The following is a 17,855-nucleotide window of genomic DNA, read 5'->3' on the forward strand; positions in this document are numbered from 1 at the left end:
TCGCGCCACCGGCGCCGCACGCTACGAAGGACGCGTGTTTGACACGTTGTTCGGCGCAGGCGTGCGGCTGTACCGATTGGCGTTTGCGCCATCGATACGGCCGGGCTGCGCGAAACGATAATCCGCTGGCGTTGCACGCACAACCACTTGCGACGACGCATCGCGCTCGATCCTGACGAGCGAGGCCTGCGCTTCGTTGAAGGCATCGGCCGAGCACACCTGATGCACGAACTTCGTATGCAGGTGGCGGGTGATCTGCAGCACCCGCGTGCCTGGATCGAAGACGTAGTGCGACGTGTAATCGAAGTAACTGTCCTGCACGTTGGCATCCACCGGCAGATCGGTTACGCGAACCGTCGCGGGCAACGTGATCTGCGCGGTCTCGTCGAAGTCGCCCCCAACACAGACCCACGGCTGCGTGCGTTGCGGCTCGGCGAGCCACGACTGCACCTGGCTGGCAATGCCGCCCGAAAGACTCGACAGCGCAGGCAGCGCGGTCGTGCCATCAGTCCAGGTGAAGTGCTCGAGCGTGCCTTGCATGGTGGTCGTGAACGGTCCCTCGGTCGTCGCGACGTCGCTCGTGCTGAGCTTTGCCGTACCGTGCAGGTTTGTCTGCAACAGCCGGCCCGCGGCAATCTGCTGCGCCCGCTGATGGGTGGCACGCCGGAACATGTTGCGTTCGAGCTCGGCCGTCGCGCCCGAGTCTTCCACGCGGTACGCGTACGACGCCGCCCCACTCTCGTCCACATCGATCTGCAAGCGCACGGCACGGCCCCGCGGCTGCACGGGTGGCGTGCGCGACATCACGCCATCGTCGACCAGCAGGACCGGCCGGTCCATCACGACCAGCGGCAGATAGCCGAAGGCGATGCCGCCGGCGGTGGTATCGGCATAGAGACCGAGTTGTGGAATCCAGACGATCGCATGATTGATCGCGCTGTCTCCATAGCCGGGCACGTCCGGCAACGTGTAGTACGGACCGAGGTTGAGCAGCACTGCTTCGCTGCGAATGCCGACCGCCGCCAGCAATGCGCTGTACAGCGCGACGTGATCCTTGCAGTCGCCATAGCGATTGCGCAGGATATCGATCGCCTTGTGCGGCACCGCCGCGGTCTCGCCGAGAAAGAGCGCCACGTAGCGCACGTTCATGCGCACCCAGTCGTACAGGATGCGCGCCTTTTCACGTGGATCGGCGCTTGCCGCCGTCAGCGATTGCGCGAGCTGGACAATCGCCGGATCGCTCATGGTGGCGTCGACGGCCGGCGCCCTGTAGCGCGCCGCGAAGGTGGCATAGTCGGGCACCGTCGATACCATCAGCCGGTCGCCCCACGTTTCGTAACCGACCGCGCCGGATTCGATGGGGGCATACGGCCCATGTTTGTAGTCGAACTCGTAGCGCGTGCGGCCGTTCTGCGTCACCGGAGGCACTTCCACGTAACCGCGCGTGTCCGCGTATAGCGGCACGTCGGCGGGCAGGTCGAAGATGAGGCGCTGCTGCTCGACCGGATCGCGCGTCGGTTCGACGAGGTAGGCGAACGTGCCGGCTTGCAGCGCCTTGCTGCGTGTCTTGCGAAACGCCAGGTGCACGCGCGAGCCCGGCTCCACGCCAGGAAAAATCACGGTACGCAATACACCGTCCTCGAAGGTCGGCGCGCCGGCGGAGCGCGGCTCCTGCACGTCGCGGATGCCATCCGGTCCGACCTTGCGTACGGTGCCGTCTGGGTCGATGGTCTCGGCGGCGAGCAGTTGCACCTGCTCGATATCCTTGTTGAACCAGACATAGCGTTGCGCGATGTCGTCGACGCCGCTCGTTGTATTGGCGCGCATGATCGTGTCGTCGCGCTCTTCGACCGAGCCGTCTTTCTGGATCACAAAGTAATGGACGTCGCTCTCGACGGTGAAGGGCGCGAGGTCGTCGCTCGCCGCGGGACCGTCGGCCCACGCTGCGGACGCGCTGAGTGCGGTGCCTGTCAGCAGGCATGCCATGGCGGCGCACCTGCGCCGTGTAGGGCGCTTCATGCTTTACACGCCCTCACTGATACAAGCGACAGTTGCAGCGTTACGGCAATTTTCCCCAAGATGGCACCTCGTCCCGATCGGTAGTGTGTTTGTAGCACATCGGAGGTTCACCTGGCGCTACCGTAGCTCCGCCCCTTCGTCGTGGGAGAGCCTGGTAAAGAAGAACAACGAACTCAACGTCAACGCGCCGATCACCACGAACGCGGGCGAAAAGTCGCGCGCCATCAGATGCGCGGCACTGCCGCCGTGCAGATGCGCCGTCAACGCCAGCAGCGAGGCCGCAAACGCCACCCCGATACTGATCGAAAGTTGTTGCGCCATGCTCGAGAGAGCCGTTGCCCGGCTCATCATCGGCTTGGGCATATCCGAGTAGCCGAGCGTGTTGAGCGTCACCATGCCGAGCGAGTTGAACAAGCCGCCGAACAGCAGTACGACAAAGATCAGCAGATGCGGCGTGCTCGGCCGGAACAGTCCATAGCATGCATAGAAGCATCCAGTGAGCGAAGTCGCGCCGATCAGCAGCGTGCGAAAGCCGATCCGCCGGATAGCCTGCTGCATCACCGCGCGCACGCTGAGCGAACCGACCGCCGTCGCCACGCTAAGCGAGCCGGACTGCAGCGGCGACAAGCCGAAGCCGAGCTGCAACATCAACGGCATCAGAAACGGCGAGGCGCCGATCGCGACACGCAACGGCATACCACCGACCACCGCGGTCCGGTACGCCTTGTAACGCAGCAGGTTGGGATCGATGATCGCGTCATCGTGGCGGCGGCTATAGGCCCAGTACGCAAGGATCGACAGCGCACCGAGCCCTGCGAGCGCAAAGGTGACTTCCTGCGGCACCAGCCCACGGCCGGCCGTATCGAGACCGCCGACCAGGCCGACCAGCCCGCTCGAAAGCAGAATGAAACCGGCGAGATCGAAGCGTTGAAAAACCGGTTCGTGGGTATCGTCGATGAAGCTCATCGCCATCAGCACGCCCAGCACACCGAACGGGATGTTGAGCAGAAAGATCCAGCGCCATGAGGTAATCGTGACCACCAGGCCGCCGAGCAGCGGTCCTGCGAGCCGCCCGATGGCGCCGGGCACGGTGAACCACACCATGGCCGCGACCATCCGCGCGGGCGGGATGCTGCGTAACAGGATCAGCCGCCCGACCGGCACCATCATCGCCCCGCCCATGCCCTGCAGGACGCGGAACAGAACCAGTTGCGGCATCGATTGCGCCAGCCCGCATAAGGCCGAGCCGAGCGAGAACAGCGCGATGGCGGAGCAGAACACGCGGCGCGCGCCGAAGCGGTCCGCGAGCCAGCCGCTCGCCGGTAGAAACACCGCAAGGCTTAGCAGATAGGAGGTGATCGCCAGGTTCAGATGCAGCGTTTGAACCTGCAGCGAGCGGGCGATCGACGGCAACGCCGTCGCCATGATCGACGTGTCGAGGTTTTGCAGGAACAGCGGACAGGCGACGATAAGGGGAATCAGTCGGGAGCGATCAGTCATGCGCTCCCTTTTACAACAAAAGCGTGACGGCCGCAAAAAGCGTGGGCCGAACGCCCGCCGTCAGCGCTCTTCCAGCGCCCGCCGCAGCGACAGCGCAATCCCCACCGCCGCGAGCCGTACTGCATCGAGTGACGGGAAGGTGGGCGCGATCCGCAGATGCCGGTCGTCCGGATCCCGTCCATACGGATAAGCGGCGCCCGCCGGCGTCAGCACGAGGCCGGCCTCCGCGGCAAGCGCCACGGTGCGCTTCGCGAACCCAGGCGGCGTGTAGAGGCTGATGAAGTAGCCGCCCGCCGGCGCATTCCACCTCACATTCTCCAGGCCACCGAGATGCTCGTCGAACGCCGCCGCGATCGCCGCGAATTTCGGCTCCACCAGCGCGCGGTGACGCTCCATCAGCCGCTCGAGACCAGCGCGGTCGCGCAGGAAACGCACGTGGCGCAACTGGTTCAGCTTGTCCGGGCCGATCGTTCGTACCGATACGCGCTGCTGCCACCAGTCCACATTGCGCTTCGATGCGGCCAAAAACGCCATCGCCCCGCCGCCGAACGTCACTTTCGAAAGCGACGCGAATATCAGCGCGCGATCCTCGTGTCCGGCTGCCGCGCAGGCGTCGAGCACATTAAGGGTGGTGTGCTTCCGAGCAGTCAGATGATGGAAGCGGTAAGCGTCGTCCCACAACAAGCGGAAATCCGGCGCGGCAGCCGGCATGGCAGCGAGACGCCGCACCACATTGTCCGAGTAGATCGCGCCGCTCGGGTTGCTATAGAGCGGCACGCACCAGATGGCCTTGATGGATGCGTCGCTCGCCACCTGGGCTTCGACGAAATCCATATCCGGGCCGTCGTCGTTCATCGGCACGTTGATCATGCGGATGCCGAGCGCCTCGCAGATCGCAAAGTGCCGGTCATAACCGGGCACCGGACATAGCACGGCAATATCGCCTTGCTTGCGCCAGGGCTCGCCGCCCGGCACACCGAACAGCATCGCAAACGCCAGCACATCGTGCATCAACTCGAGGCTCGAATTGCCGCCCGCCACCACCTGCGCCGCCGGCACCTCGAGCAACGCCGCGCCCAACTCGCGGGCTTCCGGCAGGCCGAGCAGGTGCCCGTAGTTGCGGCAGTCGATGCCGTCGCGCGACAGAAAGCCCGTCGTGCCCGCCTCCTCCAGCAAGGCACGCGAGAGCTCGAGCTGCTCGGGCGCGGGCTTGCCGCGCGACATGTCGAGGCGCATGCCCAGTTGCTTGAAGTCATCGTAGGTCATCGGCATCGTGGTGGTCTCCGGTTTCAGTGCAGTGTTGCATAGCTTCAGAAAGGTCGCAGGAGCAAGCGAACCTCGCCCGTCGCCCGTGACCAGCCGCAGTATGCCGGTCACCCTGTGTTCAGACAAACGCGTTATATTGAACCTTTCGATCAGCTTTTCTGATACCTATGAAAGCCCTGGATCTCGACGTGCTCGCGATGGTAGTCGCCATCGCCGATGCCGGCAGCTTCGTGCGCGGCGCCGCGCTCGTGCATCGCTCGCAGTCCGCGCTCAGCATGCAGATTCGCACGCTGGAGAACGCGCTCGGCAAGCCGTTGTTCGTACGTGGAGCGCGCAGCGTCACGCCGACTGCCGACGGTCAGGTGCTGCTCGCCTACGCCCGCCGGATGCTGGCCCTGCGTGACGAAGCGTGGGCGTCGATGGTGCATCCGGAGGTAAAGGGCCGTGTCGCGATCGGCGTGCCGGACGACTACGCGGCATCGTTGCTGCCTGCGGTGCTGCGCAAGTTTTCGGCGAGCTACCCGAAGGTCGAGATTCAGGTGATCGGCCTGCCGAGCCATGCGCTCGCGCCACTCGTCAAGGACAACAAGGTCGACCTCGCCTGCGTGACGCGCCTGAAAAATCTGAACGGCGAGTTCATCCGCTTCGAACCGATGACGTGGGCAGGCGCGTCGACCAGCGGACGCGAGATCTGGAAAGAGCGGCCATTGCCGGTTGCGCTGTTCGGTGCGGGCAGTGTCGCGCGGGCGAACGCGATCCACGCGCTCGAGCGTGCAAAAATCGCCTATCGCACGTCGTATGAGAGCCCGAGTCTGATGGGTCTCTTCAGCATGGTCGAAGCGGGGCTCGCAATCGCGCCGCTTGCGCGCTGCGCGGTGCCTGGCCACTTCGTGCAACTCGGGCGCCCACACGGCCTGCCTGCTCTGCCAGAACTGGAAATCGTGCTGGCACGTAGCGCCCGCTCCAACCGTCCTCCATGTGACTTCCTCGCTGAACAGATTCTGACTGAACTCAGGCTGTGAGCATGCATCGGCGGCCCGTACCTCTGTAAAATGTTGCGCCGTGCGCTTACCGATTATGGCGCAACAGAATCCCCTCTCGCGCATCCCGCAAAACACCCACGAACTGAAGGCCCGTCGCTATGCAAACCAACCCGCTCAAGATTGCCGTGCTGTTCGGCGGCACCAGCGAGGAACGAGAAGTGTCGATTGCCAGCGGCGCACAGATCGTGCGCGCGTTGCGCGAATCGGGACACGAAGTACTGGCCATCGACACATCGCGCGGCCTGCTGACCGGCGAAGACGAAGTGCGTTTTCTCAACTCACGCGTCAACGAAGCACCGCCCGCCTCCGAGGAACTGGCGCTGATGCGCTCCGGGCAAACGAGCGCGCTGCAGGCAGCGACGCTCGCCGGCGTCGACGTGGTGTTCGTCGCCTTGCACGGCGGCAGCGGCGAGGACGGCACCATGCAGGCCATGCTCGATCTCGCGGAGTTGCCGTACACCGGCAGCGGGCATCTGGGCAGCGCGCTCGCAATGGACAAGGACATGGCCAAGCGGCTCTTCGTGAGCGCGGGCATTCCCACCCCTCGCTGGCTGATGGCACCGGTCGACGCCGCCACCGCCGGCGCGGAACTGGGTTACCCGCTCGTCGTGAAGCCGAACAGCCAGGGATCGACCGTCGGTCTGTCGGTCGTGCGCTCCGCGGAACAACTCGAACCGGCCATCGCACTGGCCGCTGCGTACGACAGCGAAGTCATGCTGGAGCAGTTCGTCGCGGGCCGCGAAATCACGGTAGGCATACTCGGCGACGAAGCGTTGACGGTCGGAGAAATCGTCATCGACCCAGATGCGGTGTTCGATTACAAGGCCAAATACCAGCCCGGCGCCGTGCGCGAAATCTTTCCGGCCGACTTGCCGGAAGATATCGCCGAAAACGCTCGCGCCCTGGCGCTGCTCGCGCATCGTACGTTGAAGCTGGACGGCTACAGCCGCTCCGACTTCCGGCTCGATAGCCACGGCGTGCTGTGGTGCCTCGAAGTCAACACGCTGCCCGGCATGACGGCGACCAGCCTGCTGCCCCAATCGGCGCAGGCACGCGGCATCGCGTTCGGCGAACTCTGCGACAGAATCTGCCGGCTGGCGATTGAACGGCATCGCGCGCGCAAGTGAGCGCTTCAGGCGAGCCCGTCAACTACGCGCCCGCCTCACTCGCTTTCACCTAGCCTGACAAGCAGCGCCTGAAGTTTCTCCACATGCCGCATCAGCAGATTGCGATGCTTTTCGATCTGCTCGAGCCGGCCGGTCAGATCGGCGTGGTCGGTGTCCTCCAGTTCGGTGGCGGCGATCACGTCCTCCACCTTGGCGCGCAACGCGGCCAGTTCGACAGGCGGACTCGCCAGATGCCGCTCGAAGCGGCGCACGTCCTGCACCGCCAGATCGCGCACCTTGCGAAACAGCACGTGACGCCGGTGCGCCTCGGCGTCGAACATCTCCTCCTCCGCGCGCCGCGCGGGCGCCGGTTGACCGAAGATCGGCTCGGGCGGACGCAGCACCGTTTTCTTGCGCACCGGATGCGCCGTGCCGCGAAAGCGCGCCAGCGGCATCTCGTTGTCGATCGCCTCGCGGGCGTTCGCGGGAATCTCGCCCGCCTCATGCGGCGTGTTCATCCAGCCGGCGGGCAAGCCCGTCACCGCCTCGACACCGCGCACGAACTCCTCGCTGAATTCGCGTTGGCCGGACAACATCAGTTTCAGATAGCTTGCAGAGAACGTCATCATCCGCGCGAGGCGGGTTGCCGCGCCGACCTCCTGGGTCAGCACCACCAGATTTGCTCGCCAGATCGAAAGCAGGAACTCGTCGGAATCTTCCATTGCTGGGTCTTCCATCTTTTCTCGCCCGATTAGTGTATGACGTGCCGGCGGGCTTCAGCCCGCGCGCGCCGTTTTTGTCAAAGGGTAGTCGCTTCGCCGTGCGGCACGCAACCGGTATGTCCCGTAAGGGTGCGGCGTGGCGTATCTGGCGACCGGAACAGGGGGGCGTGGATACGCCCTCGCGCATACGCCCTTTCTGTTGACATGCCCTGAACGGGTGCGTTCCGCAGACGGGATAGCATCTCGCGCGGGATTGGTCAGACTTATGCGGCACGTATTGTGCTGGTGTAAGGTTTCCGTTCCCCCAACCTGAGAAGGGTAATTCGATGAAGAAGATCATACTTGCCTTGAGCACAGCACTCGTTACTCTCGGCGCCATTGCGCCCGCGCACGCCGACGACCACCATCGCGTGTGCCATAAGGTCCACGTCCATGGACACTGGGAGAGACACTGTCATTGATGCCGGCGGCTAGCCCCGCTACAAGGCAAAACGGTCCCCGCCCGTCGTGACAGACAGGCGGGGACCGTCGCATTCAGCGGTGTTTCAAGCGTTTCCGTATCTGGCACGTACAACCGGAAAGGCAGTTTGTACCGATCGACGCGCCATTCTTACGCGGCGGCGACGCGCTCGAGCGCGGTTTGCACCAGCGTCTTCAGAAGCGGTTCGACCTGCGCGGCGAGCGTTTCGTCATACGCGTACGGCATCTGCTCTTCCATGTACGTAATCTGCGTGAGTTCGAGCTGCACTGCATGAATGCCCTCGGACGGCTGACCGTACTGGCGTGTGATATAGCCACCCTTGAAGCGGCCATTCGCAACTGCCGAGTAGCCGCCGTGGCGTTCGACCACGTCCACCAGCGCTTCAGCCAGTCCCGCCACGGCGCTCGCGCCGTTTGAGGTGCCGAAGTTGAAGTCCGTCAGCCGCCCCGGGAAGAAACGCGGTACGTGCGAGCGGATCGAGTGCGCCTCCCATAGCAGTACCTTGCCGTGTTTTGCCTTCAACGCCGCCAGATGCGCTGACAGCGCCTCGTGGTACGGCTTCCAGTAGAGTTCGCGGCGGCGTGCGACCTCGGCATCGTCGGGCAAATGTCCGTCGAGATACAGGGGCTCCTTGTCGAACGTGTCGACGGGCAGAAGGCCTGTCGTGTCCTGACCCGGATAGAGATTCGCGCCGTCGGGCGGACGGTTCAGGTCGATCACGTAGCGCGCGTTGCTCGGCATCAGAAACGAGGCGCCGAGCTCGCGCGCAAACGCGTACAGGCGGTCGAGATGCCAGTCGCAATCTTCGGTGCGCTGGGCGAGGGGTGTCATCGTCGCGGCAATGTCGGCGGGAATGTTCGTGCCCACGTGGGGAATCGAAATCAGCAGGGGCGCACTTCCCTCGTGCAGCGAAAAAACCGGCGGAGTGTTCGAAGCAGTCATGTCAGTCCAGAATCAGTGGGATCGGGGCGTCATCTGACAGCTTACCCGAGTCGCCCGTTGACGTTGTTTCAAACCGGCATCACTTGAGCAGCTCGGCGAGCGCGACCCGATATTGCGCGTACGCACGTTCTTCATCGCGATGTCTGCGATTCTCGACCACCTTTTCGCCGCCGGTATAGACATCGCGAATCGGCGTCTCGCCATGCTCGCAGAAAACCACGCCCGAGAGCCATGCTTGCGGCGTGTGTTCGGCGATGCCCGGATGATCCGCGTCGAGCACCAGCCAGTCGGCCCGCTGCCCTACTCTCAACGCGCCCACGGCACGACCGGTGGCGTGCGCACCGCCGTCGAGCGCGGCGGCGAACAGGCGGTCGGCGACAAACGGCGCGTCAGTCGAGGCGAGCACATTGCGCTGGCGGCGCGAGAGGCGCTGACCGTACTCCAGCAGCCGCAGTTCGGCACGCCAGTCGACGCCGATATGGCTATCCGATCCGATACCAAAGCGTCCCTGCGCGTCGAGATAGGTGTGCGCCGGAAAGATGCCGTCACCGAGGTTGGCTTCGGTCGTCAGGCACAGCCCCGCCACCGCGCCGCTCCTGGCAAGCGCGAGCGTTTCGTTGGCATCGACGTGGGTCGCATGCACGAGACACCAGCGCGAATCGACATGGAATCGCTCGAGCAACCACTGCACCGGGCGGGCGCCTTCGGTCTCGAGACAGGCATCGACTTCCGCGGTCTGTTCGGCGATATGAATGTGCACCGGTGCACCCGGCAGGTCCGTATCGAGCCCGTCGAGCAGCGTGCGCAGCGATTGTTCCGAGACCGCACGTAACGAATGCGGCGCCACACCGTAGCGCAGGGCCGAGCTTTCGGGGCGTGCGTCACGCAGTTTGCCGAGCAGATCGAGCAGGCTTTCAGGCGTATTGATGAAGCGCTGCTGATCGGCCCGCGGCGCGCGCGCGCCGAAGCCGCCGTACTGGTAGAGCACCGGCAGCATCGTCATGCCGATGCCGCTCGTCTGGGCCGCATCCACGACGCGTTCGGCCAGTTCGGCCGTATTGACGTAACGGCTGCCGTCCGGCGTGTGATGCACGTAGTGAAACTCGCACACCGACGTATAGCCCGCCTTCAGCATCTCGATGTAGAGCCACTGCGCAACAGCGGCGAGTCCTTGCGGCGTGATCTTCGCGGCAAAGCGGTACATCAGGTCGCGCCAGCTCCAGAAGTTGTCCGTGGCGTTCGCACGATATTCGGTCAGACCCGCCATCGCGCGCTGGAAGGCGTGCGAATGCAGGTTCGGCATGCCGGGCAGGATGGGGCCCGCTGCGCGGCTCACGCCCACCGGCGGCGCGGACGTATCCGGGCTCACGTGCGTCAGCGTGCCAGTGGCATCCCACGTCAGCAGCACGTTGCGGCGCCAGCCATCGGGCAGATACGCGTGCTCTGCAAACAATGCGTGGGGCGACGTTCGAGTGGGTTCAGTCATCTTCAGACCTTGATGGATTCAATCAACTGGCGGAGTCGCACCGCGTATAGACCGTCTCGCCTGCGCGCACCACGCGCGCGCACAGCGGACGACCGATCCAGTAAGCCAGTTCGGCCAGCGTCTCGACCTGCCAGACCGCGAAATCCGCCGCGCGGCCCACTGCCAGCGAACCATGACGACCCACCTGACCCAATGCGCGCGCCGCATGTTGCGTGACGCCTTGCAGCACCTCGGGGACGGTCATGCGAAACAGCGTGGTCGCCATGTTCATCATCAACAGGAGCGAGGTGGTGGGCGACGTGCCGGGGTTGCTGTCGGTGGAAATGGCGATGGGCACTTCGTAGCGGCGCAGCAGATCGAGCGGCGGCAACTGCGTCTCGCGGATGAAGTAGTACGCGCCGGGCAGCAGCACGGCGACCGTGCCGCTCTCCTTCATGGCGGCCACGCCGGCTTCGTCGAGAAACTCGAGATGATCCGCGGACAACGCATGATGACGCGCGGCAAGCGCCGTACCGCCGCAGTTGGACAACTGCTCGGCATGCATCTTCACCGGCAGCTTGTAGCGCTCGGCCGCGGCGAAGACGCGCTCGCTTTGTGCGAGCGAAAAGCCGATGCGCTCGCAGAAAACATCGACTGCATCCACGAGACCTTCGTCGGCCAGCGTGGGCAGCATGCGCTCGCAGACTTCGCTGATGTAGTCGTCGGCACGACCGGCAAACTCAGGCGGCAACGCGTGCGCACCGAGAAACGTCGTATAAACCGACACCGGATACTGTTCGCCGAGACGGCGCGCGACGCGCAGCATCTTGCGCTCGCTGGCGAGGTCGAGCCCATAACCGGATTTGATTTCGATGGCAGTCACGCCTTCGGCAAGCAGCGGTTCGAGGCGAGCAGCCGACTGGCGCAACAAGCTCTCTTCGTCGGCGGCGCGGGTCGCGCGTACCGTCGAGACAATGCCGCCGCCCTGGCGCGCAATTTCTTCGTAGCTGACACCGGCGAGGCGCTGGGCAAACTCGTCGGCGCGCTGGCCGCCGTACACGAGATGCGTATGACAATCGACGAGGCCAGGTGTGACCCATGCACCACCGAGGTCTTCGCGCCGCCAAGCGGCATAGTCGGGCGGCAGTTCGCTGGCCGCACCGAGCCAGACGATGTGGCCGTCGCGCACGGCGATCGCGGCATCGTCCAGCGTGTTGTGCGGATCGCCCTGCGGGCAAAGCTTCAGGTGATGCCAGACGGTTTGCTTCATCGCGTGCTCGTTGCAGCTTGTTGCGGTCTGTGGATGTGAGGGCCGATCGGCTTCAGCTCACGCGTAATGCAAGCGGATGGCGAGCAGTGCGCCTTCGCCGCTCACCTTGCACGCCAGGCCATCAGGCGACTGGATATGCAGCGTGTCGTCTATTGCGAGGGTCACTGGAGTGGCATCGCCGAGTGTCACCTCGATCGAACCGGCCGCGCAAAACAGCAGTACGGCATCGGCCGACAAATGACGTATTGACGCAGAACCCATAGCACCCGCGGCGCCCTCGGTCTGGACTTGCCATACCTCGGCCTCGCCCGTCGCCGCACCCCGCCGCACCATCAGGTTGAAATCGCGCGTCGCGCCATCGACCAGCCGCGCGTCGATCGCGGTCTCACCTGCGAAGCGCGCCATCTCTAGCGGTTGCTTGAGAGCATGTGTCGGACCGTTCGCTTCATCAAGCAGCATACCCGCGCCCGACAGCAACACCAGCGTCCGGTCGATCCCGTCAAAGCGCGAGAACGGCCCCGGCTGCGCGACGTCTGCAATGCTCACACGCCACACGAAACCATCGAGCTTCGCGCCTTGAGGAAAAGCCGCCACCTCGCGCGTGACGCCGCCGCCGTTCTTCCACGGCGTCGCCACGAGATCGGCACCGCGGATCAATGTCGTGCCGCTATCCGGCGTCACGATCAACGGCCCAGCATCGGCAGATTAAGCCCCACCTCACGGGCCGTTTCCTGCGCGAGTTCATAGCCGGCGTCCGCGTGACGCATCACGCCCGTGGCCGGATCGTTGAACAGCACGCGGCCGAGACGCTCGCGGGCGGCATCTGTACCGTCAGCGACGATCACCACGCCGGAGTGCTGGCTAAAGCCCATGCCCACCCCGCCGCCGTGATGCAGCGATACCCATGTCGCGCCGCCCGCTGTGTTGAGCAGCGCGTTGAGCAACGGCCAGTCGCTGACAGCGTCAGAGCCGTCCTTCATCGATTCGGTTTCGCGGTTCGGGCTCGCCACCGAACCCGTATCGAGGTGATCGCGCCCAATCACGACCGGCGCCTTCAATTCGCCATTCCTGACCATCTCGTTGAACGCCTGGCCGAGGCGATACCGGTCCTTCACACCCACCCAGCAAATCCGCGCCGGCAGACCCTGGAACGCAATCCGTTCGCGCGCCATGTCGAGCCAGTTGTGCAGGTGTGCGTCGTCGGGGATCAGCTCCTTGACCTTCGCATCGGTCTTGTAGATATCCTCAGGATCGCCCGACAGCGCAACCCAACGGAACGGGCCCTTGCCCTCGCAGAACAGCGGACGGATATACGCCGGCACGAAGCCCGGGAAATCGAACGCGTTTTCGACGCCCATTTCCAGCGCCATCTGGCGGATGTTGTTGCCGTAGTCGAGCGTCGCGGCGCCACGTTCCTGCAGCGTCAGCATGGCCTGCACCTGCCTGGCCATCGACTGCTTGGCCGGTTTGGTGATGCTGTCCGGCGCCGTCTTCTGGCGTTCGCGCCAGTCTTCGACGCTCCAGCCTTGCGGCAGGTAGCCATGAATCGGATCGTGGGCGCTCGTTTGATCTGTCACGCAGTCCGGCGTGATGCCGCGCTCGACGCATTCGGCAAACACGTCGGCCGCATTGCCGAGCAGACCGACCGACACGGGCTTGCCCGTCTTCTTTGCCTCTTCGACAATCGCAAGCGCTTCGTCGAGCGTCTTCGCTTTGCGATCGACGTAACGGGTCTTCAGACGGAAGTCGATGCGCGTCTCATCGCACTCGACAGCGATCATCGAGAAGCCGGCCATGGTGGCAGCGAGCGGCTGCGCGCCGCCCATGCCGCCGAGACCGCCCGTCAGAATCCAGCGGCCCTTCGGGTCGCCGTTGAAATGCTGGTTCGCTACCGAGAAGAAAGTCTCGTAGGTGCCCTGAACAATCCCCTGGCTGCCGATGTAAATCCAGCTCCCCGCCGTCATCTGGCCGTACATCATCAGGCCCTTGCGGTCGAGTTCGTGGAAGTGTTCCCACGTCGCCCAGTGCGGTACGAGATTCGAGTTCGCCAGCAGCACGCGCGGCGCATCGGCATGCGTCCTGAACACGCCAACCGGCTTGCCCGACTGGATCAGCAGCGTCTCGTCGTCGTTGAGATCTTTCAGCGTGGCGAGAATCTGGTCGAAGCAATCCCAGTTGCGCGCAGCGCGGCCGATGCCGCCGTACACCACGAGCGCATGCGGATGCTCGGCGACTTCCGCGTCCAGGTTGTTCTGGATCATGCGATAGGCGGCTTCCGTGAGCCAGCTCTTGCAGGTCTTTTCGGCGCCACGCGGGGCGCGAATCGTACGGGTCGGGTCGAGACGCGGATCGATGTGCTTGGGGTTGTTCATGGTGGCCCTCGGAGGCGGAAAAGTACTCAAAAAATCACGTCAAATGCGCAGGTTGAAAGCGCAGCTCAGGAAGCAAGATCAAAAGTGTCCAGTGAAGCGGTAACGACTGCCGGGATGCCACAGATTCGCCACCGATGCGACCAGACTCTGCGACCACGTGCGTCGATGCAGCACGAGGCAGGGCTCGAGTTCATCCATCGTCAGCAATCGACGCGTATCGGCATCGGCCAAAGCCGCCTCGATACGGTATTCGACGCGCTGCAGCGGCGCGACGCGCACCAGATACTGGTTCGGCGTGGTGCTGGTGAAGTCCTGCAACGCATAATCGGGGGCGACCGCCGGGTTGACCCAGCGTTCTTCGAGTTGCACCGGCTCGTCGTTTTCGAAATGCAGCACGCGCGAATGAAACACCGGACTGCCGGCGCTCACCTGCATCTCGTCGGCAAGCGCTTCGTCGGCAATCGCCGCGCCGATGTGCAACACCTTCGCCTGATAGCGATGACCGCGCGCCACGATCTCGTCGGAGATACTGCGGATCGCCACCAGGGTCGATTCGTATTTCGGCCGCGCAACGAACGTGCCGGAGCCCTGCACGCGCGTCAGCACCTGCTCGGAGGTAAGTTCGCGCAGCGCACGGTTGACCGTCATGCGCGCCACGTTGAACTCGCGGGCAAGCTCGTTTTCCGAGGGAACCTGGTCGCCCTCACCCCATTCGCCCGCATAAATGCGGGAGAGGATGAAGTCCTTGATTCCCTGATAGGCCGGTGCGTTCATGCCGGGTTTGCCGTTAATGGTGTCACGTGCTTACTGCTCGGACGGAAACGTCAGCGGACTGTGTGCAGCGATCGTGCCGTTCTGCACGAGATGCGTGACCGCCTCGATGTCCGGCGCGAAGTAGTGATCGAGTTCGTAGTGCGCGACTTCATGGCGTACCGTGTTCATCACGTGCTGCAATTTCGGGCTGGTTTTATGCGGTGCGCGCAGATCGACACCTTGCGCGGCGGCCAGCAGTTCGATCGAAAGAATATTGGCGGTGTTCTCGGCGATATCGCCGAGCTTGCGCGCCGCGAAGGTCGCCATCGACACATGGTCTTCCTGGTTCGCCGAGGTAGGCAGCGAATCGACCGAGGCCGGATGCGCAAGCGTCTTGTTCTCAGAAGCGAGCGCGGCGGCCGTGACGTGGGCGATCATGAAGCCGGAGTTCACACCGCCATCGCGGACGAGGAACGGCGGCAGACCGGAGAGCGTCGAATCGATCAGCAGTGCGATGCGACGTTCGGCAAGCGCACCGATTTCGGCTGCGGCCAACGCCAGATTGTCGGCCGCAAAGGCGACCGGCTCCGCGTGGAAATTGCCGCCCGAGAGCACTTCGCCCGTGTCCGGGAAAATCAGCGGATTGTCCGAGACAGCGTTCGCTTCGATCAGCAGCACGTCCGCAGCGTGGCGCATCTGGTCCAGACACGCGCCCATTACCTGCGGCTGGCAGCGCAAACTGTACGGATCCTGTACCTTGCCGCAATCGCGGTGCGACAGATTGATGCCCGAGCCTTCGAGGAGCGAACGGTAAGCCGCCGCGGCGTCGATCTGCCCCTGGTGGCCGCGCAGCTCGTGAATGCGATGGTCGAACGGCGCCACCGAACCGGCCGCCGCGTCCACCGACAACGCGCCCGCCACCAGCGCGGTGCGGTACAGGTCTTCGATCGCGAACATGTTGTAGAGCGCGAGCGCGGTCGATGCCTGGGTGCCGTTCAACAGCGCCAGACCTTCCTTCGCCTGCAGCGTGAGCGGCTTGAGGCCGGCGAGGCGCAAGCCTTCGGTTGCGGCCATGCGCTCGCCCTTGGCGAGCACGTCGCCGACGCCCAGCAGCGCTGCCGACATATGCGCGAGCGGCGCGAGATCGCCCGAGGCGCCAACCGAACCCTTGACGGGAATCACCGGCAGCACGTCGGCATTGAACAGCGTGATCAGCGCGTCCATCACTTCGCGGCGGATGCCAGAATGACCGCGGCCGAGGCTCGACAGCTTGAGCGCCATCAACAGACGCACGACCGGACGCGACATCGGCTCGCCCACGCCAACCGCGTGCGAGAGCACCAGATTGCGTTGCAACAGTTCGAGCTGGTCGTGCGGGATATGGGTGCTGGCGAGGCGGCCAAAACCGGTGTTGATGCCGTAAGCGGGCTCACCCTTCGCGGCGATATCGGCCACGGCCTGGGCGCAGGCGTCGATCGCAGCGAAGCTGGCGGGATCGAGCTGCAGCGTGACCTGTTCGCGGGCGATCTGGCGCAGTTGCTGGAGAGTCAGGTGACCGGGCTTGAGAATCATCATGGAAGAGTCCTGTCTATACAATTTGAGAGAAGTCTAGCGTCGACGGCTTGTATATACAACTTGTTTTTAATGATCTGATATCAGGGATTTCCATTAAATCCCGAATCATGACTGGCATGGTTTTCGCAGGCATTCACAAGCGCGGTGCGGGTTCCTGCGTCAGATGCGGGCACGGGCCAGCGCTGTCACTTCGCAATGACTTGTATATACACGTTGGACGGGTTGAGTGGCAAGTGGACAAAATGAGATGTGGTCTCGCGGGCAGCGGGGCGACGCGAGGCAGGAAGGCAAGCTGAATGACGTCGGGACGCGCCTAAAGCTGCAAGCGCGTCCCGATAAAATCCAGAAACGCCTGCACCCTCCCCGCGAGCGCCGCGCTCTGATAAAACACCGCGCTAACCGGCTGCCGTTCGTCGACAAGCGCGTCGGCGAGAATCGGCACCAGCCGCCCGCTGCGTACATCGGCGAGCGTCATGAAATCCGCAAGGCAGGCGATGCCGCTATCCGCCAACGATAGCTGCCGGATCGTCTCGCCGCTCGACGCCGTCATGACCGGCGCGATCTTCAACCATGCACGCGCGCCGTCCCGCAACGGCCAGCGGTTCAGATGCTCCGGCGCGGTAAAACCGATCAGGCGATGCGTGCGTAACGCCTCGACAGAATCCGGTTCGCCGCACTCGCCAAGATAGCCAGGGCTCGCCACGATACGCAGCTTGCTGCTGCCGAGCGAACGCGCATGCAGCGTCGAATCCTGCAATGCGCCAATTCGAATCGCGATGTCCACTTTCTGCTCGAGCAGATCGACGATCCGCTCGTTGCTCGTCAACTCGAGCCGGATCTCCGGATACAGCGCCGAAAACGCTTTCATGTGCGGGGCGATGCAGTGGAGCATGAACGGCGACGCCGCGTCGACCCGCAAACGTCCGCTTGGGCGCTCGCGCCGGCGCGCCACCGATTGCTCGGCCTCCTCCATCGCATCCAGAATCGCCCGCGCCCGGTCGAGGTACAGCACGCCCTCTTCCGTGAGCTGCAAGCGCCGCGTCGTCCGGCGAATCAACGCTGTATCCAGCTTTTTCTCCAGCCGCGTCAACGCACGGCTCACGCCGGAGACGGTCTGCTGCAGCTTTTCGGCGGCAGCCGTAATCGAGCCGCTGTCGATCACGGTTACGAATACCAGCAGTTCGTCGGTGGATGTCTTCATTGTTGATTTCAAATCAAGATTGATTTGAGACTAACACGCTTTTTGCCAGAATCAAGACGGCGGATACTCACGGTATGCCATCGCCGATCCGATGATCGGGCCGATGCCAATCAATGCAGTTGTTCCAGCAAGCAAGGAGA

At 64.0% G+C, this 17,855-nt stretch carries 14 protein-coding genes; 2 read left to right on the top strand and 12 right to left on the bottom strand.

Annotation, left to right across the window (positions count from 1 at the left end; genetic code table 11):
• Positions 1-21: 21 nt before the first annotated feature.
• The 3 genes from BUS06_RS15405 to BUS06_RS15415 form a co-directional block, all read right to left on the bottom strand.
• Positions 22-1,986 (bottom strand): DUF3857 domain-containing transglutaminase family protein, encoded by a 1,965-nt coding sequence (locus BUS06_RS15405; RefSeq protein WP_254368850.1) that lies wholly within the window; start codon positions 1,984-1,986, stop codon positions 22-24.
• A 150-nt stretch (positions 1,987-2,136) separates the two neighbouring features.
• Positions 2,137-3,519: a DHA2 family efflux MFS transporter permease subunit gene (locus BUS06_RS15410; RefSeq protein ID WP_074265052.1), complete on the bottom strand. Its 1,383-nt coding sequence runs from the start codon at positions 3,517-3,519 to the stop codon at positions 2,137-2,139.
• 60 nt (positions 3,520-3,579) lie between these two features.
• A complete protein-coding gene (locus tag BUS06_RS15415; protein WP_302050858.1) occupies positions 3,580-4,812 on the bottom strand; it encodes an aspartate aminotransferase type Ic in 1,233 nt (410 codons plus the stop codon).
• A 140-nt stretch (positions 4,813-4,952) separates the two neighbouring features.
• Between BUS06_RS15415 and BUS06_RS15420 the strand changes: the two genes are divergently transcribed.
• Both BUS06_RS15420 and BUS06_RS15425 read left to right on the top strand, forming a co-directional pair.
• Entirely contained in the window at positions 4,953-5,807 is an 855-nt protein-coding gene (locus tag BUS06_RS15420; RefSeq protein ID WP_074265053.1) for a LysR substrate-binding domain-containing protein, read from the top strand.
• Between the two features lie 119 nt (positions 5,808-5,926).
• Entirely contained in the window at positions 5,927-6,955 is a 1,029-nt protein-coding gene (locus BUS06_RS15425) for a D-alanine--D-alanine ligase (protein WP_074265054.1), read from the top strand.
• 35 nt (positions 6,956-6,990) lie between these two features.
• On the opposite strand, the gene BUS06_RS15430 is transcribed toward BUS06_RS15425, so the two are convergent.
• The 9 genes from BUS06_RS15430 to BUS06_RS15470 all read right to left on the bottom strand — a co-directional run bounded on the left by BUS06_RS15430 (position 6,991) and on the right by BUS06_RS15470 (position 17,715).
• Entirely contained in the window at positions 6,991-7,656 is a 666-nt protein-coding gene (locus BUS06_RS15430) for a hypothetical protein (RefSeq protein WP_074265055.1), read from the bottom strand.
• Between the two features lie 610 nt (positions 7,657-8,266).
• A complete protein-coding gene (hutG, locus tag BUS06_RS15435; RefSeq protein ID WP_074265056.1) occupies positions 8,267-9,079 on the bottom strand; it encodes an N-formylglutamate deformylase in 813 nt (270 codons plus the stop codon).
• 79 nt (positions 9,080-9,158) lie between these two features.
• Positions 9,159-10,565, bottom strand: a complete 1,407-nt coding sequence (locus tag BUS06_RS15440) for a formimidoylglutamate deiminase (protein ID WP_074265057.1) — start codon at positions 10,563-10,565, stop codon at positions 9,159-9,161.
• Positions 10,566-10,587: 22 nt separating this feature from the next.
• Positions 10,588-11,814, bottom strand: coding sequence for an imidazolonepropionase (gene hutI / locus BUS06_RS15445; protein WP_074265058.1), 1,227 nt, complete (start codon positions 11,812-11,814; stop codon positions 10,588-10,590).
• 57 nt (positions 11,815-11,871) lie between these two features.
• Positions 11,872-12,501, bottom strand: coding sequence for a HutD/Ves family protein (locus BUS06_RS15450; RefSeq protein ID WP_143787524.1), 630 nt, complete (start codon positions 12,499-12,501; stop codon positions 11,872-11,874).
• A complete protein-coding gene (gene hutU, locus BUS06_RS15455) occupies positions 12,498-14,186 on the bottom strand; it encodes a urocanate hydratase (RefSeq protein ID WP_074265059.1) in 1,689 nt (562 codons plus the stop codon). The genes BUS06_RS15450 and hutU overlap by 4 nt, the downstream gene beginning before the upstream one ends.
• 78 nt (positions 14,187-14,264) lie before the next feature.
• Positions 14,265-14,960, bottom strand: a complete 696-nt coding sequence (gene hutC, locus BUS06_RS15460) for a histidine utilization repressor (protein WP_074265060.1) — start codon at positions 14,958-14,960, stop codon at positions 14,265-14,267.
• Positions 14,961-14,990: 30 nt separating this feature from the next.
• Positions 14,991-16,514 (bottom strand): histidine ammonia-lyase, encoded by a 1,524-nt coding sequence (hutH, locus tag BUS06_RS15465; RefSeq protein ID WP_174567514.1) that lies wholly within the window; start codon positions 16,512-16,514, stop codon positions 14,991-14,993.
• Positions 16,515-16,827: 313 nt separating this feature from the next.
• The gene (locus BUS06_RS15470; protein WP_074265061.1) at positions 16,828-17,715 is read right to left on the bottom strand and encodes a LysR substrate-binding domain-containing protein; all 888 of its coding nucleotides are present in this window, start codon (positions 17,713-17,715) and stop codon (positions 16,828-16,830) included.
• Positions 17,716-17,855 lie beyond the last annotated feature (140 nt).

This window comes from Paraburkholderia phenazinium (assembly GCF_900141745.1).
Classification (GTDB): Bacteria; Pseudomonadota; Gammaproteobacteria; order Burkholderiales; family Burkholderiaceae; genus Paraburkholderia; species Paraburkholderia phenazinium_B.

Excerpts from the sequence above, each read along its gene's own strand:
- BUS06_RS15405 (WP_254368850.1), bottom strand. The coding sequence starts at position 1,986 with ATGGCATGCCTGCTGACAGGCACCGCACTCAGCGCGTCCGCAGCGTGG.
- BUS06_RS15410 (WP_074265052.1), bottom strand. The coding sequence starts at position 3,519 with ATGACTGATCGCTCCCGACTGATTCCCCTTATCGTCGCCTGTCCGCTG.
- BUS06_RS15420 (WP_074265053.1), top strand. The coding sequence starts at position 4,953 with ATGAAAGCCCTGGATCTCGACGTGCTCGCGATGGTAGTCGCCATCGCC.
- BUS06_RS15425 (WP_074265054.1), top strand. The coding sequence starts at position 5,927 with ATGCAAACCAACCCGCTCAAGATTGCCGTGCTGTTCGGCGGCACCAGC.
- BUS06_RS15430 (WP_074265055.1), bottom strand. The coding sequence starts at position 7,656 with ATGGAAGATTCCGACGAGTTCCTGCTTTCGATCTGGCGAGCAAATCTG.
- hutG (WP_074265056.1), bottom strand. The coding sequence starts at position 9,079 with ATGACTGCTTCGAACACTCCGCCGGTTTTTTCGCTGCACGAGGGAAGT.
- BUS06_RS15440 (WP_074265057.1), bottom strand. The coding sequence starts at position 10,565 with ATGACTGAACCCACTCGAACGTCGCCCCACGCATTGTTTGCAGAGCAC.
- hutI (WP_074265058.1), bottom strand. The coding sequence starts at position 11,814 with ATGAAGCAAACCGTCTGGCATCACCTGAAGCTTTGCCCGCAGGGCGAT.
- hutU (WP_074265059.1), bottom strand. The coding sequence starts at position 14,186 with ATGAACAACCCCAAGCACATCGATCCGCGTCTCGACCCGACCCGTACG.
- hutC (WP_074265060.1), bottom strand. The coding sequence starts at position 14,960 with ATGAACGCACCGGCCTATCAGGGAATCAAGGACTTCATCCTCTCCCGC.
- hutH (WP_174567514.1), bottom strand. The coding sequence starts at position 16,514 with ATGATGATTCTCAAGCCCGGTCACCTGACTCTCCAGCAACTGCGCCAG.
- BUS06_RS15470 (WP_074265061.1), bottom strand. The coding sequence starts at position 17,715 with ATGAAGACATCCACCGACGAACTGCTGGTATTCGTAACCGTGATCGAC.